This is a genomic window from Streptomyces vinaceus, assembly GCF_008704935.1.
GTDB lineage: Bacteria > Actinomycetota > Actinomycetes > Streptomycetales > Streptomycetaceae > Streptomyces > Streptomyces vinaceus.
Window position 1 is genome coordinate 6,497,128 of sequence record NZ_CP023692.1, and the last position, 16,264, is coordinate 6,513,391.

General features: G+C 74.6%; 14 protein-coding genes. 5 read left to right on the plus strand and 9 right to left on the minus strand.

The features are described from left to right. The first annotated feature begins 134 nt into the window (after positions 1-134). Positions 135-1,076 (plus strand): spherulation-specific family 4 protein, encoded by a 942-nt coding sequence (locus CP980_RS29315; protein ID WP_150529438.1) that lies wholly within the window; start codon positions 135-137, stop codon positions 1,074-1,076. Between the two features lie 67 nt (positions 1,077-1,143). Here CP980_RS29315 and CP980_RS29320 read toward each other — a convergent pair whose 3' ends face one another. Both CP980_RS29320 and CP980_RS29325 read right to left on the minus strand, forming a co-directional pair. Continuing rightward, entirely contained in the window at positions 1,144-1,395 is a 252-nt protein-coding gene (locus CP980_RS29320) for a DUF6332 family protein (protein ID WP_132758850.1), read from the minus strand. Between the two features lie 131 nt (positions 1,396-1,526). Beyond that, positions 1,527-2,273 carry a maleylpyruvate isomerase family mycothiol-dependent enzyme gene (locus tag CP980_RS29325; RefSeq protein WP_150529439.1) on the minus strand — a complete coding sequence of 249 codons (747 nt, stop codon included), beginning with the start codon at positions 2,271-2,273 and terminating at the stop codon, positions 1,527-1,529. Between the two features lie 48 nt (positions 2,274-2,321). Between CP980_RS29325 and CP980_RS29330 the strand changes: the two genes are divergently transcribed. Further along, complete coding sequence (locus CP980_RS29330; protein WP_150529440.1) at positions 2,322-3,044, plus strand: alpha-ketoglutarate-dependent dioxygenase AlkB family protein; 723 nt, start codon at positions 2,322-2,324, stop codon at positions 3,042-3,044. Between the two features lie 43 nt (positions 3,045-3,087). Continuing rightward, positions 3,088-4,389, plus strand: a complete 1,302-nt coding sequence (locus CP980_RS29335) for an ROK family protein (protein WP_229906979.1) — start codon at positions 3,088-3,090, stop codon at positions 4,387-4,389. 116 nt (positions 4,390-4,505) lie between these two features. Here CP980_RS29335 and CP980_RS29340 read toward each other — a convergent pair whose 3' ends face one another. Then, entirely contained in the window at positions 4,506-5,030 is a 525-nt protein-coding gene (locus CP980_RS29340; RefSeq protein ID WP_150529441.1) for an ATP-binding protein, read from the minus strand. Between the two features lie 198 nt (positions 5,031-5,228). On the opposite strand from CP980_RS29340, the gene cds1 reads away from it, so the two are divergent. Beyond that, the gene (cds1, locus tag CP980_RS29345) at positions 5,229-6,365 is read left to right on the plus strand and encodes an L-cysteine desulfhydrase Cds1 (RefSeq protein ID WP_132758854.1); all 1,137 of its coding nucleotides are present in this window, start codon (positions 5,229-5,231) and stop codon (positions 6,363-6,365) included. A 27-nt stretch (positions 6,366-6,392) separates the two neighbouring features. Here the strand turns inward: cds1 and CP980_RS29350 are convergent, their stop codons facing one another. Further along, complete coding sequence (locus CP980_RS29350; RefSeq protein ID WP_150529442.1) at positions 6,393-6,893, minus strand: SRPBCC family protein; 501 nt, start codon at positions 6,891-6,893, stop codon at positions 6,393-6,395. A gap of 219 nt (positions 6,894-7,112) precedes the next feature. On the opposite strand from CP980_RS29350, the gene CP980_RS29355 reads away from it, so the two are divergent. Further along, the gene (locus CP980_RS29355) at positions 7,113-9,878 is read left to right on the plus strand and encodes a hypothetical protein (protein WP_229906980.1); all 2,766 of its coding nucleotides are present in this window, start codon (positions 7,113-7,115) and stop codon (positions 9,876-9,878) included. On the opposite strand, the gene CP980_RS29360 is transcribed toward CP980_RS29355, so the two are convergent. From CP980_RS29360 to CP980_RS29380, 5 genes are all read right to left on the minus strand, one after another. Continuing rightward, the gene (locus CP980_RS29360; protein WP_150529444.1) at positions 9,820-12,273 is read right to left on the minus strand and encodes a right-handed parallel beta-helix repeat-containing protein; all 2,454 of its coding nucleotides are present in this window, start codon (positions 12,271-12,273) and stop codon (positions 9,820-9,822) included. The two genes, CP980_RS29355 and CP980_RS29360, sit on opposite strands and share 59 nt — an antisense overlap. Before the next feature lie 132 nt (positions 12,274-12,405). Then, complete coding sequence (locus CP980_RS29365) at positions 12,406-13,017, minus strand: Rv1733c family protein (RefSeq protein ID WP_150529445.1); 612 nt, start codon at positions 13,015-13,017, stop codon at positions 12,406-12,408. Positions 13,018-13,323: 306 nt separating this feature from the next. After that, entirely contained in the window at positions 13,324-14,148 is an 825-nt protein-coding gene (locus tag CP980_RS29370) for an MOSC domain-containing protein (protein WP_150529446.1), read from the minus strand. Positions 14,149-14,203: 55 nt separating this feature from the next. After that, positions 14,204-14,725, minus strand: a complete 522-nt coding sequence (locus CP980_RS29375) for a DUF6643 family protein (RefSeq protein ID WP_123515719.1) — start codon at positions 14,723-14,725, stop codon at positions 14,204-14,206. A gap of 258 nt (positions 14,726-14,983) precedes the next feature. Then, positions 14,984-16,153, minus strand: a complete 1,170-nt coding sequence (locus CP980_RS29380) for a glycosyltransferase (protein ID WP_150529447.1) — start codon at positions 16,151-16,153, stop codon at positions 14,984-14,986. Between the last annotated feature and the right edge of the window lie 111 nt (positions 16,154-16,264).

Here is a 16,264-nt window from a genome sequence, read left to right on the forward strand (position 1 = left end):
TTCACATGATGAGGTGACGGGTCGCTTGTCTGTTCCTCATATCAATCCGAGTGGTTCGGCTTTCACCGAACGGGCGCCCGTCTAGTGTTCGTCGGGTCGTGCTCCCGCCCCCGCCTCTCGTCGGAGGAACAGCCGTGGCCCGCGCCGTGAAGGCCCTGTACGCCGTCCTGGTCACCTCCTTACTGGCCGCTCCGGCGCCCGCCGTGACCGCCTCGGCCGGTGCCGCCGGCACCGCCGCCGAGGAGGCCGCCCCGGTCCCGAGACCCCGGGCGGCCGGCGAGCGGGGTCTGGAGATCGCCGTCCCCGCCTACGCCTGGGCCGGCGACCGCATGCTCGGTGACCTCGCGGCCACCACCCCGGCCGCCTCCGTGGTCGTGCTCAACCCGGGCAACGGCGATGCCCCCTTCGACGCCCGCTGGCAGGCCCGCGCCGACGCCCTGAGGGCCGGAACCACCGCCACCGGGGAGAAGACCAAGGTCCTCGGCTACGTCCACACCGACCACGGCAACCGCGACGTCGATGCCGTCAAGGCCTCCGTCGACAACTACCTCAAGACGCGCGACGGCCGCCTGCACGTGGACGGCATCTTCTTCGACGTCGTCAGCCGCGACTGCGGCCCCGGCAACTCCACCCGCGACCACTACGCCGCACTGCGCGCGTACGTGCAGGAGACCATGAACGCCGCGGACCCGACCGCCGCCGACCTCGTGGTCGACAACCCCGGCACCGCCATCGCCGACTGCTACCTGGAGCCCGGCCACCGCACCGCGGACGTCTTCGTCACCTTCGAGGACACGTACGCGGCGTACACGGGAGGCGGCTGGCTCGGAGGGAACGTTTTCGCAGACTCGGGCGGCTACCGCGCCGGTAGCGAACTCGACCCGACCGGAACCGCGTTCTGGCACCTCGTCCACGCCGTCCCGGACACGGCCGCCATGCGCGCCACGCTCCGTACGGCCTTCGACCGGGGCGCGGGCTACGCGTACGCGACCGGCACCCGGATGCCCAACCCCTGGGACGAGTCCCCGAGTTGGAAGTACCGCAGCCAGACGCTGTACGCCGCCACCCTGGGCTGACGGCCGAGGCGGCCGAGGCGGTCGAGGCGGCGGCTGGTGGCGGCCGACGAGGGCGGGGGCGCGGCAGTCAGCCTCCGTCGTTCTCAGGGCGGCGGGCGAAGCGCCACAGGACGTGCGTGATCCGCAACAGGAACACGGCCCCCGCCAGGACCCCCGCCGCCAGCGTCAGAACGGCATCCACGGTGGGGGAGAGATCGAAGACCAGGGCGGGACCGTACACCGCCGCAAAGACCAGCGCGGCCGCGAAGCACCCGCTGACGAACGCGTAGCCGATCTCTATCGTGATCGCGTCCCGGTCCGCCTGCGTACGTCTCCCCATGCACGAAGTGTCACAGCCCGTACCGCACCGTCACAAGAGAGCCTTGAGCCCGCTGCGACCGCCCCCGCCGCGCCCTCCCCGCCGCACCCTCCCTGGCCCGCCTGCCGACGGCCCCGCCACCCACGGCCCCGTCAGCCGATGCCGGCCGTCTCCGCCCACCGCCGCGCCAGCGACTCGTCCCCGGCCACCCCCGGGCCCATCAGCGGAAGCCGGTTCCACAGCGCCTCGTACAGCCACGAAGCCGTCCCGGTCACCTCGCAGTCCGCCGGGTCGCCCGTGTCTCCCGACACCGTACGGGGCGGCTCCGCCGACAGGTGTACGGTCCACACCGCGCCCGTGTCGGCGGCTCGGACCCGCATGACCCGCGGCTCCTCGGTCCGCATCCGGCTGCGCGGACGCGCGTGGAAGCCGGTCAGCAGCTCGTCCACCCCGTCCTCCGCGAACTCCGGTGCCACCGGCGAATAGGCCACGCCGAGCGCCGCCTCCGCGTCCATCCGGTGCACGGCCGTCTCGTGCGCCTGCCGGCGCGCCCAGAACGCCAGCGGCGACGGCGCGGCCGTCGGCAGGAAGGTCCAGCACTGCACGTCCTGCGGCGCCTCGCCCAGCGCGCCGACCAGGTCCTCGTGCCCCTCCCGGAACCAGGACAGCAGCTCGCCGCCGGCCAGCTCCGGGGCGTCCGGGAACGGGCCGGGCTCCACGATCGCGTCCCTGACGTACCCGGTGGCCCAGCGGTGCACCGCGCCCGTGTGCCGCAGCAGGTCGGTGACCCGCCACCCCGGACAGGTGGGCACGGGGGCCTCCGTACCCGCCCGCTCCGCCGCCTCGGCGAGCAACTCGCCTTCCCGCGCAAGCCTCTCCACGTACTCCGAGATCTTCATGCGGGCAGTGTCGCACCGGCCGCCGACAATGCCGGTGAGAATGGAGCCATGGACGGGGAACTCTTCCCGCGCGAGCGGACCGAGATCACCCCCGGCGCCGTGCACGTGCCCGACTGGCTCGGGCCCGAGCGCCAGCGGGAGCTGCTCGACGCCTGCCGTGCCTGGGCGCGCCCGCCCGCGGGCCTGCGCACCGTACGGACACCGGGCGGCGGGACGATGACCGCCCGCCAGGTGTGCCTGGGGCTGCACTGGTACCCGTACGGGTACGCCCGTACCGCGGTGGACGGCGACGGGGCACCGGTCAAGCCGATGCCCGGCTGGCTCGCGGAGCTGGGGCGGGAGGCGGTGGTGGCGGCGTACGGGCCCCCGCCCCCGTCCGGAGCCGGCGCCCACCCGGACGGGCACAGGGCCCCGTACCCGTACCCGTATACGGACGCGGAGGCGTACGACATCGCGCTGATCAACTTCTACGACGGCGACTCCCGCATGGGCATGCACCGCGACGCCGAGGAGGAATCCGGGGCTCCGGTGGTCTCCCTCAGCCTCGGCGACACCTGCGTCTTCCGCTTCGGAAACACCGCCTCGCGCGGCCGTCCGTACCAGGACGTCCGGCTGCGCAGCGGGGACCTTTTCGTCTTCGGCGGCCCGGCGCGGCTGGCCTATCACGGGGTGCCGAAGGTCCTGCCGGGCACCGCCCCGCCGGGGCTCGGGCTGACCGGGCGGCTGAACGTCACCCTGCGGGTCGGCGGTCTCGGGACCGGCCCGGACTGACCGGCGGCGCCGCGCACACCGCCGATCATGCGAGGATCGCGTCATGAACGGCAACGGGGCCCCGCCGCGGGTGGGGGATGTGACCACGGTGTCCGCAGCGTCTTCCGGTTCGGCCGCGTCTGCGGGTCCGGCCGCGTCCTCGGCGCGGGCCAAGCTGGAGCGGGGGCGTGGCGCCCTCGGCCCGGCGCTGGAGCTCGTCCACACGGGCCGGGCCCCGACCCGCGCCGTCCTGACCGCGGAGCTCGGCGTCACCCGTGCCACCGCCGGGGCGGTCGCCGCCGAGCTGGAGGCGCTCGGTCTGATCCGCGTCGACTCGCGTCCCGGCGGCGCGGGCGGCACCCAGGGCCGGCCCTCGCACCGGCTCTCCATCGAGGAGAACGGCCCCGTGGCGCTGGCCGCGCAGGTGCACTCCGACGGGTTCCGCGCCGCACTGGTCGGCCTCGGCGGCCGGATCGTGGCCACCGCCCCCGGCAAGGTCACCGTCTCCGCGGACCCGGCGCAGGTGCTCGGGGCCGTCGTCGAGGCGGGCGCGGCGCTCCTCGCCGAGACCGGCCGCCGCTGCGTCGGAGCGGGGCTCGCGGTGCCGTCGGCGGTCGCGGAGCCGGACGGTACGGCGCTGAACCCGCTGCACCTGGCCTGGCCGGCCGGGGCTCCCGTACGGGACATCTTCACGGAGTGCGTGAAGGCGGCCGGTATCGACGGCCCGGCCCTGACCGGCAACGACGTGAACCTGGCCGCGCTCGCCGAGCACCGGCACGGCGCCGGACGCAGTGCCCAGCACCTGCTGTGCGTGGCCACCGGGCACCGCGGGGTGGGCGGGGCGCTCGTCCTGGACGGCCGCCTGCACAGCGGGAGTTCGGGGCTGGCCCTGGAGGTCGGCCACCTCACCGTGAACCCGGAGGGCCGGCCCTGCCACTGCGGCAGCCGCGGCTGCCTCGACGTGGAGGCCGATCCGCTGGCCTTCCTGACCGCCGCGGGCCGCACCCCGGGCCCCGAGGTGTCGCTGCTCCAGCAGGCGCGTGACCTGCTGCGCGAGGAGTACGCGGAGCCGGCGGTACGGGCGGCGGCCGAGGAACTCATCGACCGGCTCGGCCTGGGCCTGGCGGGGCTGGTCAACATCCTCAACCCGGACCGGATCATTCTCGGCGGGCTCCACCGCGAGCTGCTGTCCGCGGACCCGGAGCGTCTGCGCGCGGTGGTCGCGGACCGCAGCCTGTGGGGCCGCAGCGGGGGAGTCCCGATCCTGCCCTGCACCCTGGACCACAACAGTCTGGTGGGCGCCGCGGAGCTGGCCTGGCAGCCGGTCCTGGACGACCCCTTGGGCGCCCTGGGAACGGCGGCGTAGTCCCGTCCCGCCCCCCGAGTCCCCCCCCGCGTGCCTTCCCCCCCGCGTCCCTCAAGAGGGTGGCGGGGGCGGAGCCTGCCTGCGGGCGCCGGGGCGGGGGTGCGGCCCGCCGGAGCCTACCCGGGCCTGGCGCCGACCGAGGCGGTCACCGGCACGGCTGTCGGAACGGCCGTCGGGTCGACGGCTACCACCACCGCCGGGGCGGGCTCTCGTACAGGCTTGGAGCCGGTGCCGACCGGGGCCGCGCGGAGCGAGAACCACACCACCTTCCCGGGGCCGTCGGCCTGGTTCCGCGCGCCCCAGGCCTCGCTGACCGCCGCGACCAGCGCGAGCCCGCGTCCGCAGGTCTCCAGCGTGTCCGCGGCCGCCTCCCGCAGCACGGGAAGGCGCGGATCGCTGTCGTACACCGAGACCGTGAGCCGCCCCAGCCGCAGCTCGATCTCGACCGTGCACGTCTTGTCCGGCTGCGCGTGGCGGTGGACGTTGCTGAGCAGCTCCGTCACGCCGAGCGCAGCCCGGTCTATGAGCGGATCGAGCTGCCAGTGGCGCAATTGCGCCGAAACGATCCTTCGGATCTGTCCGATCCGGGACGGCAAGGCCTGCAGTTCGACGACGCAGTGCCTGCGTGAATGACTGATCACGGCTGCGACTCCCCGACATGAGTGTTACGGGTGCTGCACCCTCAGTAATGCTCCACCAGGGTCACCCACGGTGCCCGTGTATGCAACCGAACGCGATCGAAAGCGATCCGCATAGATACCCAAAGTGACTGTTTGTGCAGGTGAGGGAGGTACATTGCGAAAGCAGGGGGCGAAGGAACGCACGAAGGAGCCAGTCGCATGAGCACCACCCGTACCTCCGGTACGACGGCTACGACCATCGACGTCGACCGTAGCGACGCGGACTACCGCGCCTGGCTGAAGGAGGCCGTCCGCAAGGTCCAGGCCGATGCCAACCGATCCGCCGATACCCACCTGCTGCGCTTCCCGCTCCCCGAGGAATGGGGCATCGACCTCTACCTCAAGGACGAGTCCACGCACCCGACCGGCTCCCTCAAGCACCGCCTCGCGCGCTCGCTCTTCCTCTACGGGCTGTGCAACGGATGGATCCGCCCCGGACGCCCGGTCATCGAGGCCTCGTCCGGGTCGACGGCGGTGTCGGAGGCGTACTTCGCGAAGTTGATCGGGGTTCCGTTCATCGCCGTCATGCCGCGTACGACGAGCCCGGAGAAGTGCCGGCTCATCGAATTCCACGGCGGTGAATGCCACTTCGTGGACGACTCGATGAAGATGTACGAGGAGTCGGCGGAGCTCGCCGCCCGCACGGGCGGGCACTACATGGACCAGTTCACGTACGCGGAGCGGGCGACCGACTGGCGCGGCAACAACAACATCGCGGAATCGATGTACCAGCAGCTGCGGTTGGAGCGATACCCCGAGCCGGCGTGGATCGTGGCGACGGCGGGCACGGGGGGCACGTCCGCGACGATCGCGCGCTACGTGCACTACATGCAGCACGACACCCAGGTCTGCGTCCCGGATCCGGAGAACTCCTGCTTCTTCGACGGCTGGACCCGCAACGACCCGCACGCGAGCAGCGATTGCGGCTCGCGCATCGAGGGCATCGGGAGGCCGCGGATGGAGCCCAGCTTCGTGCCGGGGGCCATCGACCGGATGATGAAGGTGCCGGACGCGGCGAGCGTCGCCGCGTGCCGGGTGCTGGAGCGGGCGATCGGCCGCAAGGCGGGCGGCTCCACGGGGACGGGCGTGTGGAGCGCACTGAAGATCATCTCGGAGATGGTGGCCGAGGGCCGCACGGGCAGCGTGGTCACGCTGCTGTGCGACCCGGGCGACCGCTACCTGGACAAGTACTACTCGGACGAGTGGCTGGCCACGCAGGGCCTGGACATCGCCCCGTACACGCGGACCCTCGAAACCCTGCTGGCGACCGGGGTCTGGCGCGAACCCGCGGTCTGACCGCCCGCCCCGGGCCCGAACCGCGCGTCACTGACCGGCGGGGCGGTGGCGTTGTGCCGTCAGGCGGGCGTCCAGCGCCCGGACCGCCGACCGGAACGACTGCCCCAGGGCCGGGCGGGCGGCGGTGAGGGCGAGCCGTATCGGCGCCGGGGCGTCCACCGCGAACGTCCAGCGGACGAGGGTGCCGGAGCAGGGGTCGGCGGGGGTGAGCAGCCACTCCTCCAACAGCGCACGGATTCCGGGGGCGTTGGTCTCGTCGACCCGGTACGCGTAGCGCCGCTCCGGGTCCGCCGCCATGATCGTCTCCTCGAAGCGGGTCCCGCCGACCAGCCGGACCTCGCGGCCCGCACCCCCGTGCGTCGGCCGGGCCAGCGTCACCGCCCCGAACCACCGCGGCCACCCCTCGACGTCCTCGGCCAGGGCCCGGTACACGGCCTCGGGCCCCGCCGCCGTCCGGGCGGTGAAGACGAGGCGGGTGGGGGCGTTCTCGATGAAGTCCAGCCCCACCGGGCGGAGTCGGCGAGCCATGGCGGTCCCTCCTGGGGGTGTGCGATGGAACGTGCGTCCGCGTACCCTAACTGTCGCCCCGTCAGATGTCCGCCGCCCGGACGGCCTTCGGTGCGGCCCGCGTACGGGACGCGTGCACGGGATGCGCGTATGGGACGCGCGTACGGGAGGCGCGTACGGGGGTCCCAGATCGCCCCGACGTCGCCCGGACAGGCCTAGGCAGCCGGTCCGGGGCGCGGGATGCTGGTGGGTGCGCCGATCCTCCCCACGCGAGCGGAGGCCGATGTGCCGGACCGCCCCCAGCCCCCGCAGAGCCCGCAGCCCCCACAGCCCCTGCATCCCCTGCCCCTCGAACTCCTCACACCCCCGCGCCCCCTGGCCCTCGAACTCCGCGTGCACGGGGTCCACGGCGCGCCCCCCGACGAACTGCTCGGCGACCCGCGCACCGTCCGGATCACCGGGGACTCCACCGCCGCCGTCTTCCGCCGCGCCGCGGACGTCGACGCCGAGACCCACCCCGAGCGGTACGCCGGCCGACCCGTCGTCGAGGCCTACTGCTGGTCCCGGCTGACCTCCGGCAACGGCGCCCGCGCCCTGTGGCTGCTGCTCCTGCCCTTCATGGTCGTCAACCTCGCCCACTGGGCCCGGCCGGCCGCGCCCGCCACCGGTCCGGCGCCGCGCGCGGTGCGCGCGTACGGGGTGCTCGTCCGGGTCCTCGCCCTCAGCCTCACCCTGCTGCTGATCGCGGCCGCCTGCGAGGTCGCGCTCGACCTCCTCGCCTGGCAGTGCGCCGGTTCCGGTGCCTGCACCGGCTCCCGGCCCTGGCTCGGATTCCTGGAGCCGGGCCGGTGGTGGGGCCAGCCGGGCCGCCGGCTCGCCCTCGGAGCGCTGGTCCCGGCCGCCCTGACGGGGCTGCTCTGGTACCTGTCGAACCGTACGTGGAGCGCGTACGAGTCCCAGCCCCCGCCTGCGGGCGCCGCCGTACCCGCGGCCCGCCCCGGCGGCGCGCCCGCGCTCGGTCGGCCCGGGTTCTGGTACGGGCGGCGCATCGTGGCCCGGCTGCGCGCCGCGCACACCGCGGCCGGGCTGCTGATCGTCGCGGCCGCCGTCGCCGCGCCCACCGCCCGCCACGACCGCCGCGCCGGCGTCCCCGTACTCGAAGCCCTCGGCTGGGCGGTGGAGGCGCTGCTGGCCGCCGGGGCCATCGCCGTCGCCTGGGTCGTCTGCCGGCGCGGCCGCACCGAAGACCGCGCCGACCACCGCCTCGACCGGGCCGCCGTCACCCTGCTGCCCCGATCCGCCCTCGCGCTGCTCGCCACCGTGCTGCTGTACGCGGGCTGGTCGCGCCCCGGCTGGACCTCCGCCGGACGGCTGCCCGGCGACTTCGCGTTCGGGGCGCTCATGCTCGGCCAGGGCTGCTGCGTCCTGCTGCTCGCGGCCGTGGCAGTCCGCCTCTACCGGCTGGCCCCCGACCCGGCGACCGCCTTGTACGGGCTCGGCGGTCCCGCCATCGCCATGCTCGGCTGCGCCCTCGGCGGGGTCATGTCCGGCGGGGTCGCCCAGCGGGTCGCGGACTGGCTGGACGGGGCGGGCGGGGCGGTCGGGGCGGTCGGGTTGGGCGGGGCGGTCGGGTTGGGCGGGGCGGCGGTTCCGGCACCCCCCGTGCCCGCGCCTCCCGTGCTGCTGTCCTGGCAGGCCGCCGTACTGCCCCCGCTGCTCCTCGTACTGGCCCTGCTCGGCGCCTGCTTCGCCGTGCGCGGGGTCCTCGCGCGGCGCCGGCTCGCCGCGGGAGTGGCCGCCGAGTACCCGGGGGAGCCGCCCGACGTGCACCGCAGCCGGCGGATCGCCGGAGCCCGGGCGGCCGCCGCGCTCACCGACTCCGCCCCCTGGTTCGTGGCCGCCGTCTCCGGGATCACCCTGCTGCTCGGCGCGGGCGCCCTCGCCGGGGCCTGGCTCAGCGGAAAGGTCCCGGGCGAGGCGGCCCGCGGCGCCCATCCGCTGCTGGAGACCGCCGCCCGGGCCGCGCAGGACGCCGGGTCCTGGCTGATCGGCCTCGGCATCGCCGCGTTCATCGCCTGGGGCCGCCGCGCCTACCGGGACCCCGCGGCCCGCCGCACGATCGGCGTGCTGTGGGACGTCGGCACCTTCTGGCCGCGCGCCGCCCATCCCTTCGCCCCGCCCTGCTACGCCGAGCGCGCCGTCCCCGACCTGACCTGGCGGATGGCCGGCTGGACCGGCCGCACCGGCGGCCGCCTCGTCATCTCCGGCCACTCCCAGGGCAGCGTCCTCGCGGCCGCCGCCGTCTGGCAGCTGGCGCCGCACGTCCGCCGCCGGGTCGCCCTGCTCACGTACGGCTCCCCGCTCCGGCGGCTGTACGGGCGCTGGTTCCCGGCGTACTTCGGCCCGGGCCCCATCGCCGCCCTGCACGCCGACATCGACTGCTGGCGCAACCTCTGGCGCGCCACGGATCCCATCGGCGGCCCGGTCCTTCCGGGGGCCCGAGCGGCCGCCCCCGCTCAAGCGGCGCCGACCACCGCCGCCCCCGTCGCCCCTGCCGCCGCTGCCCCTGCCCCCGCCGCCGACTCCGTCGACCGGGGACCGCTCGCCGATCCGCTCGCCTACGGGCGCAGCGCCCGCTACCCGCTGCCCGCGCCGATCCTCGGGCACTTCGACTACCAGGCCGACCCGGCCTTCGCCGCCGAACGCGACGCGCTCCTGGCCCTGCTGGCCGGACCCGCCCGCTGCGCCCGGTCCGCCGCGGCCGCCGCATCCGTGGTCCCGGCCCCGGAGCCACCGGCCACGACCGGTGCACCGGCCACGACCGGTGCACCGGCCACGACCGGCGCACCAGCTCCGCAGGCTTCACCGGCCCTGCGGAACTCGCCCACCACACGCGCCGCACCAGCCCCGGCGACCCCGTCCGCGCCGGCCCTGCCCGCCCCCAGGATCAGCAAGGAGCCGGCAGGACCGGAAGGGGCGGGAGGTCCTCCGGGAACAGGAGGGTGAGCTCGTCCGTGCCCGGGTCCGACAGCTGCGCCACCCGGCCCGCGTGGCGCTCCACCATCGATTCGAAGGTCTGCCGCGCCGTGCGGCCGTTGCCGAACGCCGGGCCCTTCGGGAGGTCGGTGAAGTACGTCAGCAGCGCCTTCTCCGTGCCCTCCCCGAGCCGGTACTCGTGCTCCTCCGCCTGCTGTTCCACGATCCGCAGCAGCTCCTGCGGCCCGTAGTCCCCGAACGTGATCGTCCGGGAGAACCGCGAGGCCACCCCCGGGTTGACGGTCAGGAAGCGGTCCATCTCCGCCGTGTACCCGGCGACGATGACCACCACCGCGTCCCGGTGGTCCTCCATCAGCTTCACCAGCGTGTCGATCGCCTCGCGCCCGAAGTCCCGCCCCGAGTCCTCCGGGGCCAGCGCGTACGCCTCGTCGATGAACAGGACCCCGCCGCGCGCCCGGTCGAACGCCTCCTGGGTGCGGATCGCCGTGGACCCGATGTGCTCGCCGACCAGGTCCACCCGCGAGACCTCGACCAGGTGGCCGCGCTCCAGGACCCCGAGGGAGGCCAGGATCTCCCCGTAGAGCCGGGCCACCGTGGTCTTGCCCGTGCCGGGGCTGCCGGTGAACACCAGATGGCGGCGGACCGAGGCGGCCTTGAGGCCCGCCTGCTGCCGGCGCCGGCCCACCTCGATCATGTCGGTGAGCGCCCGCACCTCGCGCTTGACGCTGTCCAGGCCCACCAGCGCGTCGAGCTGCCCCAGCACCTCGCCGGAGCCGCGCGCCGCCGCCGGCTCCCGGTCCGCCTCCTCCACGCCCCGCGGGGACGGCACGGGAGCCGCCGCCTCCACCGCCGGGCCCCGGACCGCGCCGACCGTACGGATCCCCGCGCGCTCGGCGGTGAGGGCCCCGGCCCCGGCCGACTGGGCGGCGAGCCGCGGGCCCGACTCGTCACTCGTGCAGTCCTCGGCGACCGGGCCGTCCTCGGCGAACTCGTATCCCCCGCGCGCGCAGCGCTCGGTGTGGCAGCGGGTCAGCGTGGTGCGGCAGCCGTCGATGACGTGGAAGCCGAAGCCCGAACTGCCCGTCACCCGGCAGGACTGGAAGGTGCCGCGGCCGCCCGCCGACACGTAGAACCCCGCCTCCGAGGGGGAGCTGACCGTGCACCGCTCCAGCGCGGGATCGGCGCCCTTGGTGACGATCACCCCCGTCTGGACCGCGTCGATCGTGCAGTTGGCGAGGGTGCCGCCGCTGCCGTGGTCGCGGAACCAGGCCCCCGTCGCCGCCTCCCGGATCCGGCAGTCGTCGACCTGCGCGGTGGCCCCGTCGCTCACCGACACGGCCGTGTTGCGCACCTGGGAGAGATCGCTGTCGACGACGTCGGCGCGCGAGCCACGGTCCAGGACGAACACCGCGTCCGGTACGTCGTGCACCCGGCAGGAGCTCAGCGAGGCGGTGGCCCCGTCGCTGATCCACACCGCCGGATAGTCGCCCGTGCTGTCGTGGATCTCGCAGGACTCGGCGTCCACCCGGGTACCCGGATCCCACACCGACAGGCCGTTGCGGCCGAACCGGCGGACGGTGGTCCGGCTGAGCGTCAGCACCGAACGGGAGCGCAGGTCCACCGCGTTCTCCGGGATGTCGTGGATGTCGCAGCCGGCGAGCGTGAGCACCGCGTCCGTGTCGAGGGTGACCCCGTCCGCCGTCGTACGGTGCACCGCGCAGTCGGTGAGGCGGGCCGCGGCGCGCGCGGCGATCTGCACGCCCGTGCCGTTGATCTCGTAGACCTCGCAGCCCAACGCCTCCAGCCCCGAACCCTCGCCGGTGACCGCGATCCCCGCGCCCGACGCATGGTGGATCCGGCAGCGCTCCAGCCGCGGTCGGCCGCCGCCGCGCACGGAGACCCCGGTCTGTCCGGCGGCCACCACCTCGCACTCCTCGAACACCCCGCCGCCACCGTCCAGTACGGCGATCCCGACACCCGCCGGGTTCTCCACCGTGCACCGCCGCACCAGGGGCCGGGCCCCGCCGCGCACCTCGATGCCCGCCGCCGACCGGGTGCTCACCCGCAGATCGGTGAGCTCCGGCGAACCCTCCTCGACCAGCAGCGCGGGCGCCGCACGGTCCTGCCCCTCCAGGTGCAGGTCCTGGACCACGGCCGAGGCGCGCACCGTCAGCGCGATCCCGTCGAGCGGGGCGATCCGCACCGACCCCACCGAACCCTCCGGCCCGCGCAGGGTCACGGCATGGTTCAGCACCAGGTTCTCCCGGTAGGTGCCGGGAGCGATGGACAGCACGTCACCGTCGCCCGCGACGGCCAGCGCGGCGGCCAGCGTCGGATACTCACCGGAGCGGCGCCGCCACCGCGAAGACCCGCCGTGCGTCACCTGGACCGTGCCCTGTGCCATGGTGCTGTCGTGCCCCCGCCCTCGTGCTCGTGCCGTCGAAGCGGCTGAAACCACCACCGCCGCCCACCGGGTCGGCGGCGGCCGACTCCGGCCGCTCCACCGTAGCGCGCGCGGGGCCGGTGAGATGCCAGGTCAGCTGCCCGCGCCCGCCCGGCCCCAGTCCGGTCCCGCCGCGGCCCACGCCCGGTCCAGCCGTATGTACCGACGGTGCATGAGCCTTCGTACGACCAGCCGGCGGACCGTCTCCACCAACGCGGCCGCGCCGAGGGCGGCGGCCAGGCCCACCAGCGCCGCGTGGGCGCTCGCCGACGAGGCGTCGAGGGGGCGCCCCACGAGCCGGCCCCGCGTATCGGTCCATATCCGGAACCGGTCGCCCGCCTGAGGCGGTTCCTCCGCCGCCGGCACCGTGCCCTGGTGGCTGCTGCCGTCGGGCGCCGTCCAGGACGCGACGATCTGCGTGCGCTGCGGGGCCTGCCGCTGCGCCGACGGATCGGCCTCCGTCCCCGCGGGTGGGGCCGCGGCCGGCCGCACCACCACCGCCGGTACGAGATACCGGTCCTGCCGCTGTTCGCGCGCGGCCCGCTGCAGCGTGCCGTCCACCTCCAGGCCCGCGACCGTGCCGACGGCCGGAGCCACCAGCAGGACGCAGACCAGCGCGGCGAACGCCACCCATGCCTCGAAGAGATCAGTAGGCCGGCGCAGTGGATTGCGCCGCCAACGCCACACACCCGTTGCTGTCCACACGGTCCGGCACCCCCTTTGCCTCCGTCTGCCTGCGGTCCAAGCCTCCCGCACCCCCCGGCGACGTGCATTCCGGGACGCGCGGCAGCCGTGTCACCCGATCCGGTGCATGAATGCCTGGGAGCGAGACCGTCGCCCTGGTCCCGGCCTTGGTCGTGGCCTTTGCCCCGGCTCCGGCCGAAGCCGGGCCCGCTCCCGCACCTTCCCTGTCACAGCCGTCGAATGCTCCAACGGCCCGCTCACGGTGCTTGGTTCCAGTCTTCCGCCACAGCCCCTCGAAGGTGTCATTCCGAGGGGCGGTCCGGCCCGCTACTCCAGGACGCGGACCTCGTCGCCCACCCGCACCGTGCCCGCCCGCACCGGCACCAGCTGACGCCCGAAGGCCAGCGACTTGCCGATCCGGCGGTGCCGGGCCAGGGACTTGAGGGGCTCCTTGCCGCGTTCCGCCGTCGCCTGGTCGGTGGTCGTCACGACGCAGCGCCCGCACTCGCGGACCCCGCGGAAGACGGCGTCGCCGATCGCGATGCGCCGCCAGCCGTCCTCCGCCCACGCCTCGGCGCCGGCGACCACCACGTTCGGGCGGAAACGATTCATCGGCAGCGGACCCTCCTCGGGATGGTCCCCCTGCGCGATGAGGGAGTTGAGCGCGTCCAGCGACGCGAGGGTCACGAGCAGGACCGGATAGGCGTCGGCGAGGCTCACCGTCTCGCCCGGCAGCGCGTACGCCGGGTCGACGGGCCGCCGTACGGCCGGGTCGTCCAGGTGCACCAGTCGCGCCGGCACCCCCAGGTAGGCGCTGAACCAGTCGGCCGCCGCGTTCGCCGCGACCACGGTCTCGACCTTCTTCCCGAACAGGGTGACCGGCTCCAGCGGACCCGGCTCCGGCACCTCCACGACCAGCTCGGCCATGCCCGGCGCCGACAGGGCGACCGCGCCGCCCCCCAGCGGACGCGCCGCGGCCAACGCCAGCCGGGGCTGCTGGCGTTGGGTGATGACCGTGCCCTCGGTGTCCACCACTGCCCACCGCCGGTCCCCGGACAGCCCCCAGGGCTCCACGGCCATCTCGCCGGGAGATGTCCCCGCTACCGACTTGACGGGATGGATGTGGAGCGCCTGGACACGCAAGTTCGACATGGGAGCATCCTGCCAGGACCTCCCGCGCCCGCCCTAGTGGGCTTTCCCGGATCTGTCAGTAGCCGCGCCCCTGGTACGGGCGGCCGTACGGGTCCTCGTACGAGGCGGCCGGGACCGGAGCCGGAACCTGCATCGGACGCGGGGCGGCCGGACGCATCGCCTCGTACCCGGTGCCCGTGGCCACCGGCCGGGGCTGCTGCGGCTGGGCCTGCTGCATGTAGCCCGCGCGGGCCACGGCCGGCTGCTGCTGCGGGATGTACGGAGCGGGTGCCTGCTGCAGGGGCATCGGCGCGGGCGCCGCCTGCTGCTGGTACGGGTACCCGTACGCCGGGGCTTGCTGCTGCTGCGGCATGGCCGGGGGCAGCGCGGCCGGCAGCGCGGGCAGGGAGGAGGCGAGGGCCGGGAGGTATCCACCGCTCGAGTAGCCCGAGCTGGGGGAGTCGTACGCGGCCGGAACGCGGATCGGGGCGATCTGCGGGGTACCCCGTTCGGCGACGAGGGAGTCGTAGATGGGGGTGTCCGGGAAGGAGGGCGCGGAGTAGTAACCGCCGCCATAAGTGGAGCGGGGGGAGGTCATGGGACCTAAGTTAAGCCCACGACTTCACCGGGTCCATAGCGAGGTGTGACGAACACCGCGCTGACCTGCATATTCGCAGGTCAGGGCCACACCCTTCACTTCCCGTTCACGTGCACGTTTTCGCCACTTCCGCACCGGCTTGTTCCTACTCGTGCTCACCGGTTGGCTGTTGCACCGACTTGTTGCTGACGCAGCGTCACACTGCGGTGACCTGGGATGACATCGGAGAGCAGGGCGGTCTGGGTGGATTTTTTCGTTTCAGGCGTCACTCGGGCGGGCATAGGTCCGGCCCTTCCACGCCGCGCCCCGGCCGCGGTAGTGCTGAACGGCCGAGTCCACGGTCATCAGGAGGTACAGGAGGGCCGTGAGCGGAAGGAGTGGCGCGAGTGCCGCGGGCTGGCGGTAGTAGCGCAGCATCGGCAGGTAGGTGCCCGCCATCAGCAGCCACGCGAACCCGCCCGCCCACGCGGCCGCCCCCTGCCCGGTCGCGAGCCCCGCGAACAGTGCGACCGGGGGCACGAGGTAGACGAGCACGAGCCCGGCCACCGTCCCGGCCAGCAGCAGCGGCTGGTGGCGCAGTTGCGCGTACGCGCTGCGCGAGACCATCCGCCACAGGTCCCCGAGCGCGGGGTACGGCCGCACGCTGTCCACCCGCTCCGCGAGCCCCAGCCAGATCCGGCCGCCCGAGCGGCGGACGGCGCGGGCGAGGGAGACGTCGTCGATGACGGCCTGCCGGATGGAGTCGGGGATGCCGGCGCGGACGGCGGCCTCGGTGCGCAGCAGGACGCAGCCGCCGGCCGCGGCGGCGGTCCGGCCGGTCGGGCGGTTGATCCGGCGGAAGGGGTAGAGCTGCGCGAAGAAGTACACGAAGGCGGGTACGACGAGCCGCTCCCACAGGCTGACGGCACGCAGGCGGGCCATCTGCGAGACGAGGTCGAGCTCGGCGGAGGTCGCGGCCGCGACCAGCTCGCGCAGGCTGTCGGGCTCGTGCGCGATGTCGGCGTCGGTGAGGAGCAGGTACTCGGGCTCGGTGGCGTGCGCGGTCCGGGCCAGCGCGATGCCGTGGCGCAGCGCCCACAGTTTCCCGGTCCAGCCGGCGGCCGGCTCGCCGGGGGAGGTGACGGTGAGGGGCAGCCCGGGGTACTCCCGGGCCAGCCGCAGGGCGAGCTCGCCGGTGCCGTCGGTACTGCCGTCGTCGACCAGGACGACCTCGGCTTCACCGGGATAGTCCTGGGCGATCAGGGAGGGCAGGCTGCACGGCAGCACCTCGGCCTCGTCCCGTGCCGGGACGACGATGGCGACGGACGGCCACCGCGCGGGATCGCGGCGCGGCGGGAGCCGCACGTCGGTCCGCCAGAACATGCCTTGGGCGAACGTGAGCCAGATCCAGGCGAGGAGGGAAGCGCAGGCGACGCAGAGAAGGCCCATGCGGGCAGTGTGCCGAAGATGGCGGGGGGTGTCGTGGATTTGGGCGGGGCGGGGCGGGGCGGTACGGGTCGGGGCAGTGCGGGGACGGGAGGGCAGGGCGGGATCCCCGGC

Coding starts and splice junctions, on each gene's coding strand:
- CP980_RS29320 (WP_132758850.1), bottom strand. CDS start 1,395: ATGGGGAGACGTACGCAGGCGGACCGGGACGCGATCACGATAGAGATC.
- CP980_RS29325 (WP_150529439.1), bottom strand. CDS start 2,273: ATGAAGATCTCGGAGTACGTGGAGAGGCTTGCGCGGGAAGGCGAGTTG.
- CP980_RS29330 (WP_150529440.1), top strand. CDS start 2,322: ATGGACGGGGAACTCTTCCCGCGCGAGCGGACCGAGATCACCCCCGGC.
- CP980_RS29335 (WP_229906979.1), top strand. CDS start 3,088: ATGAACGGCAACGGGGCCCCGCCGCGGGTGGGGGATGTGACCACGGTG.
- cds1 (WP_132758854.1), top strand. CDS start 5,229: ATGAGCACCACCCGTACCTCCGGTACGACGGCTACGACCATCGACGTC.
- CP980_RS29350 (WP_150529442.1), bottom strand. CDS start 6,893: ATGGCTCGCCGACTCCGCCCGGTGGGGCTGGACTTCATCGAGAACGCC.
- CP980_RS29355 (WP_229906980.1), top strand. CDS start 7,113: ATGCTGGTGGGTGCGCCGATCCTCCCCACGCGAGCGGAGGCCGATGTG.
- CP980_RS29360 (WP_150529444.1), bottom strand. CDS start 12,273: ATGGCACAGGGCACGGTCCAGGTGACGCACGGCGGGTCTTCGCGGTGG.
- CP980_RS29370 (WP_150529446.1), bottom strand. CDS start 14,148: ATGTCGAACTTGCGTGTCCAGGCGCTCCACATCCATCCCGTCAAGTCG.
- CP980_RS29375 (WP_123515719.1), bottom strand. CDS start 14,725: ATGACCTCCCCCCGCTCCACTTATGGCGGCGGTTACTACTCCGCGCCC.
- CP980_RS29380 (WP_150529447.1), bottom strand. CDS start 16,153: ATGGGCCTTCTCTGCGTCGCCTGCGCTTCCCTCCTCGCCTGGATCTGG.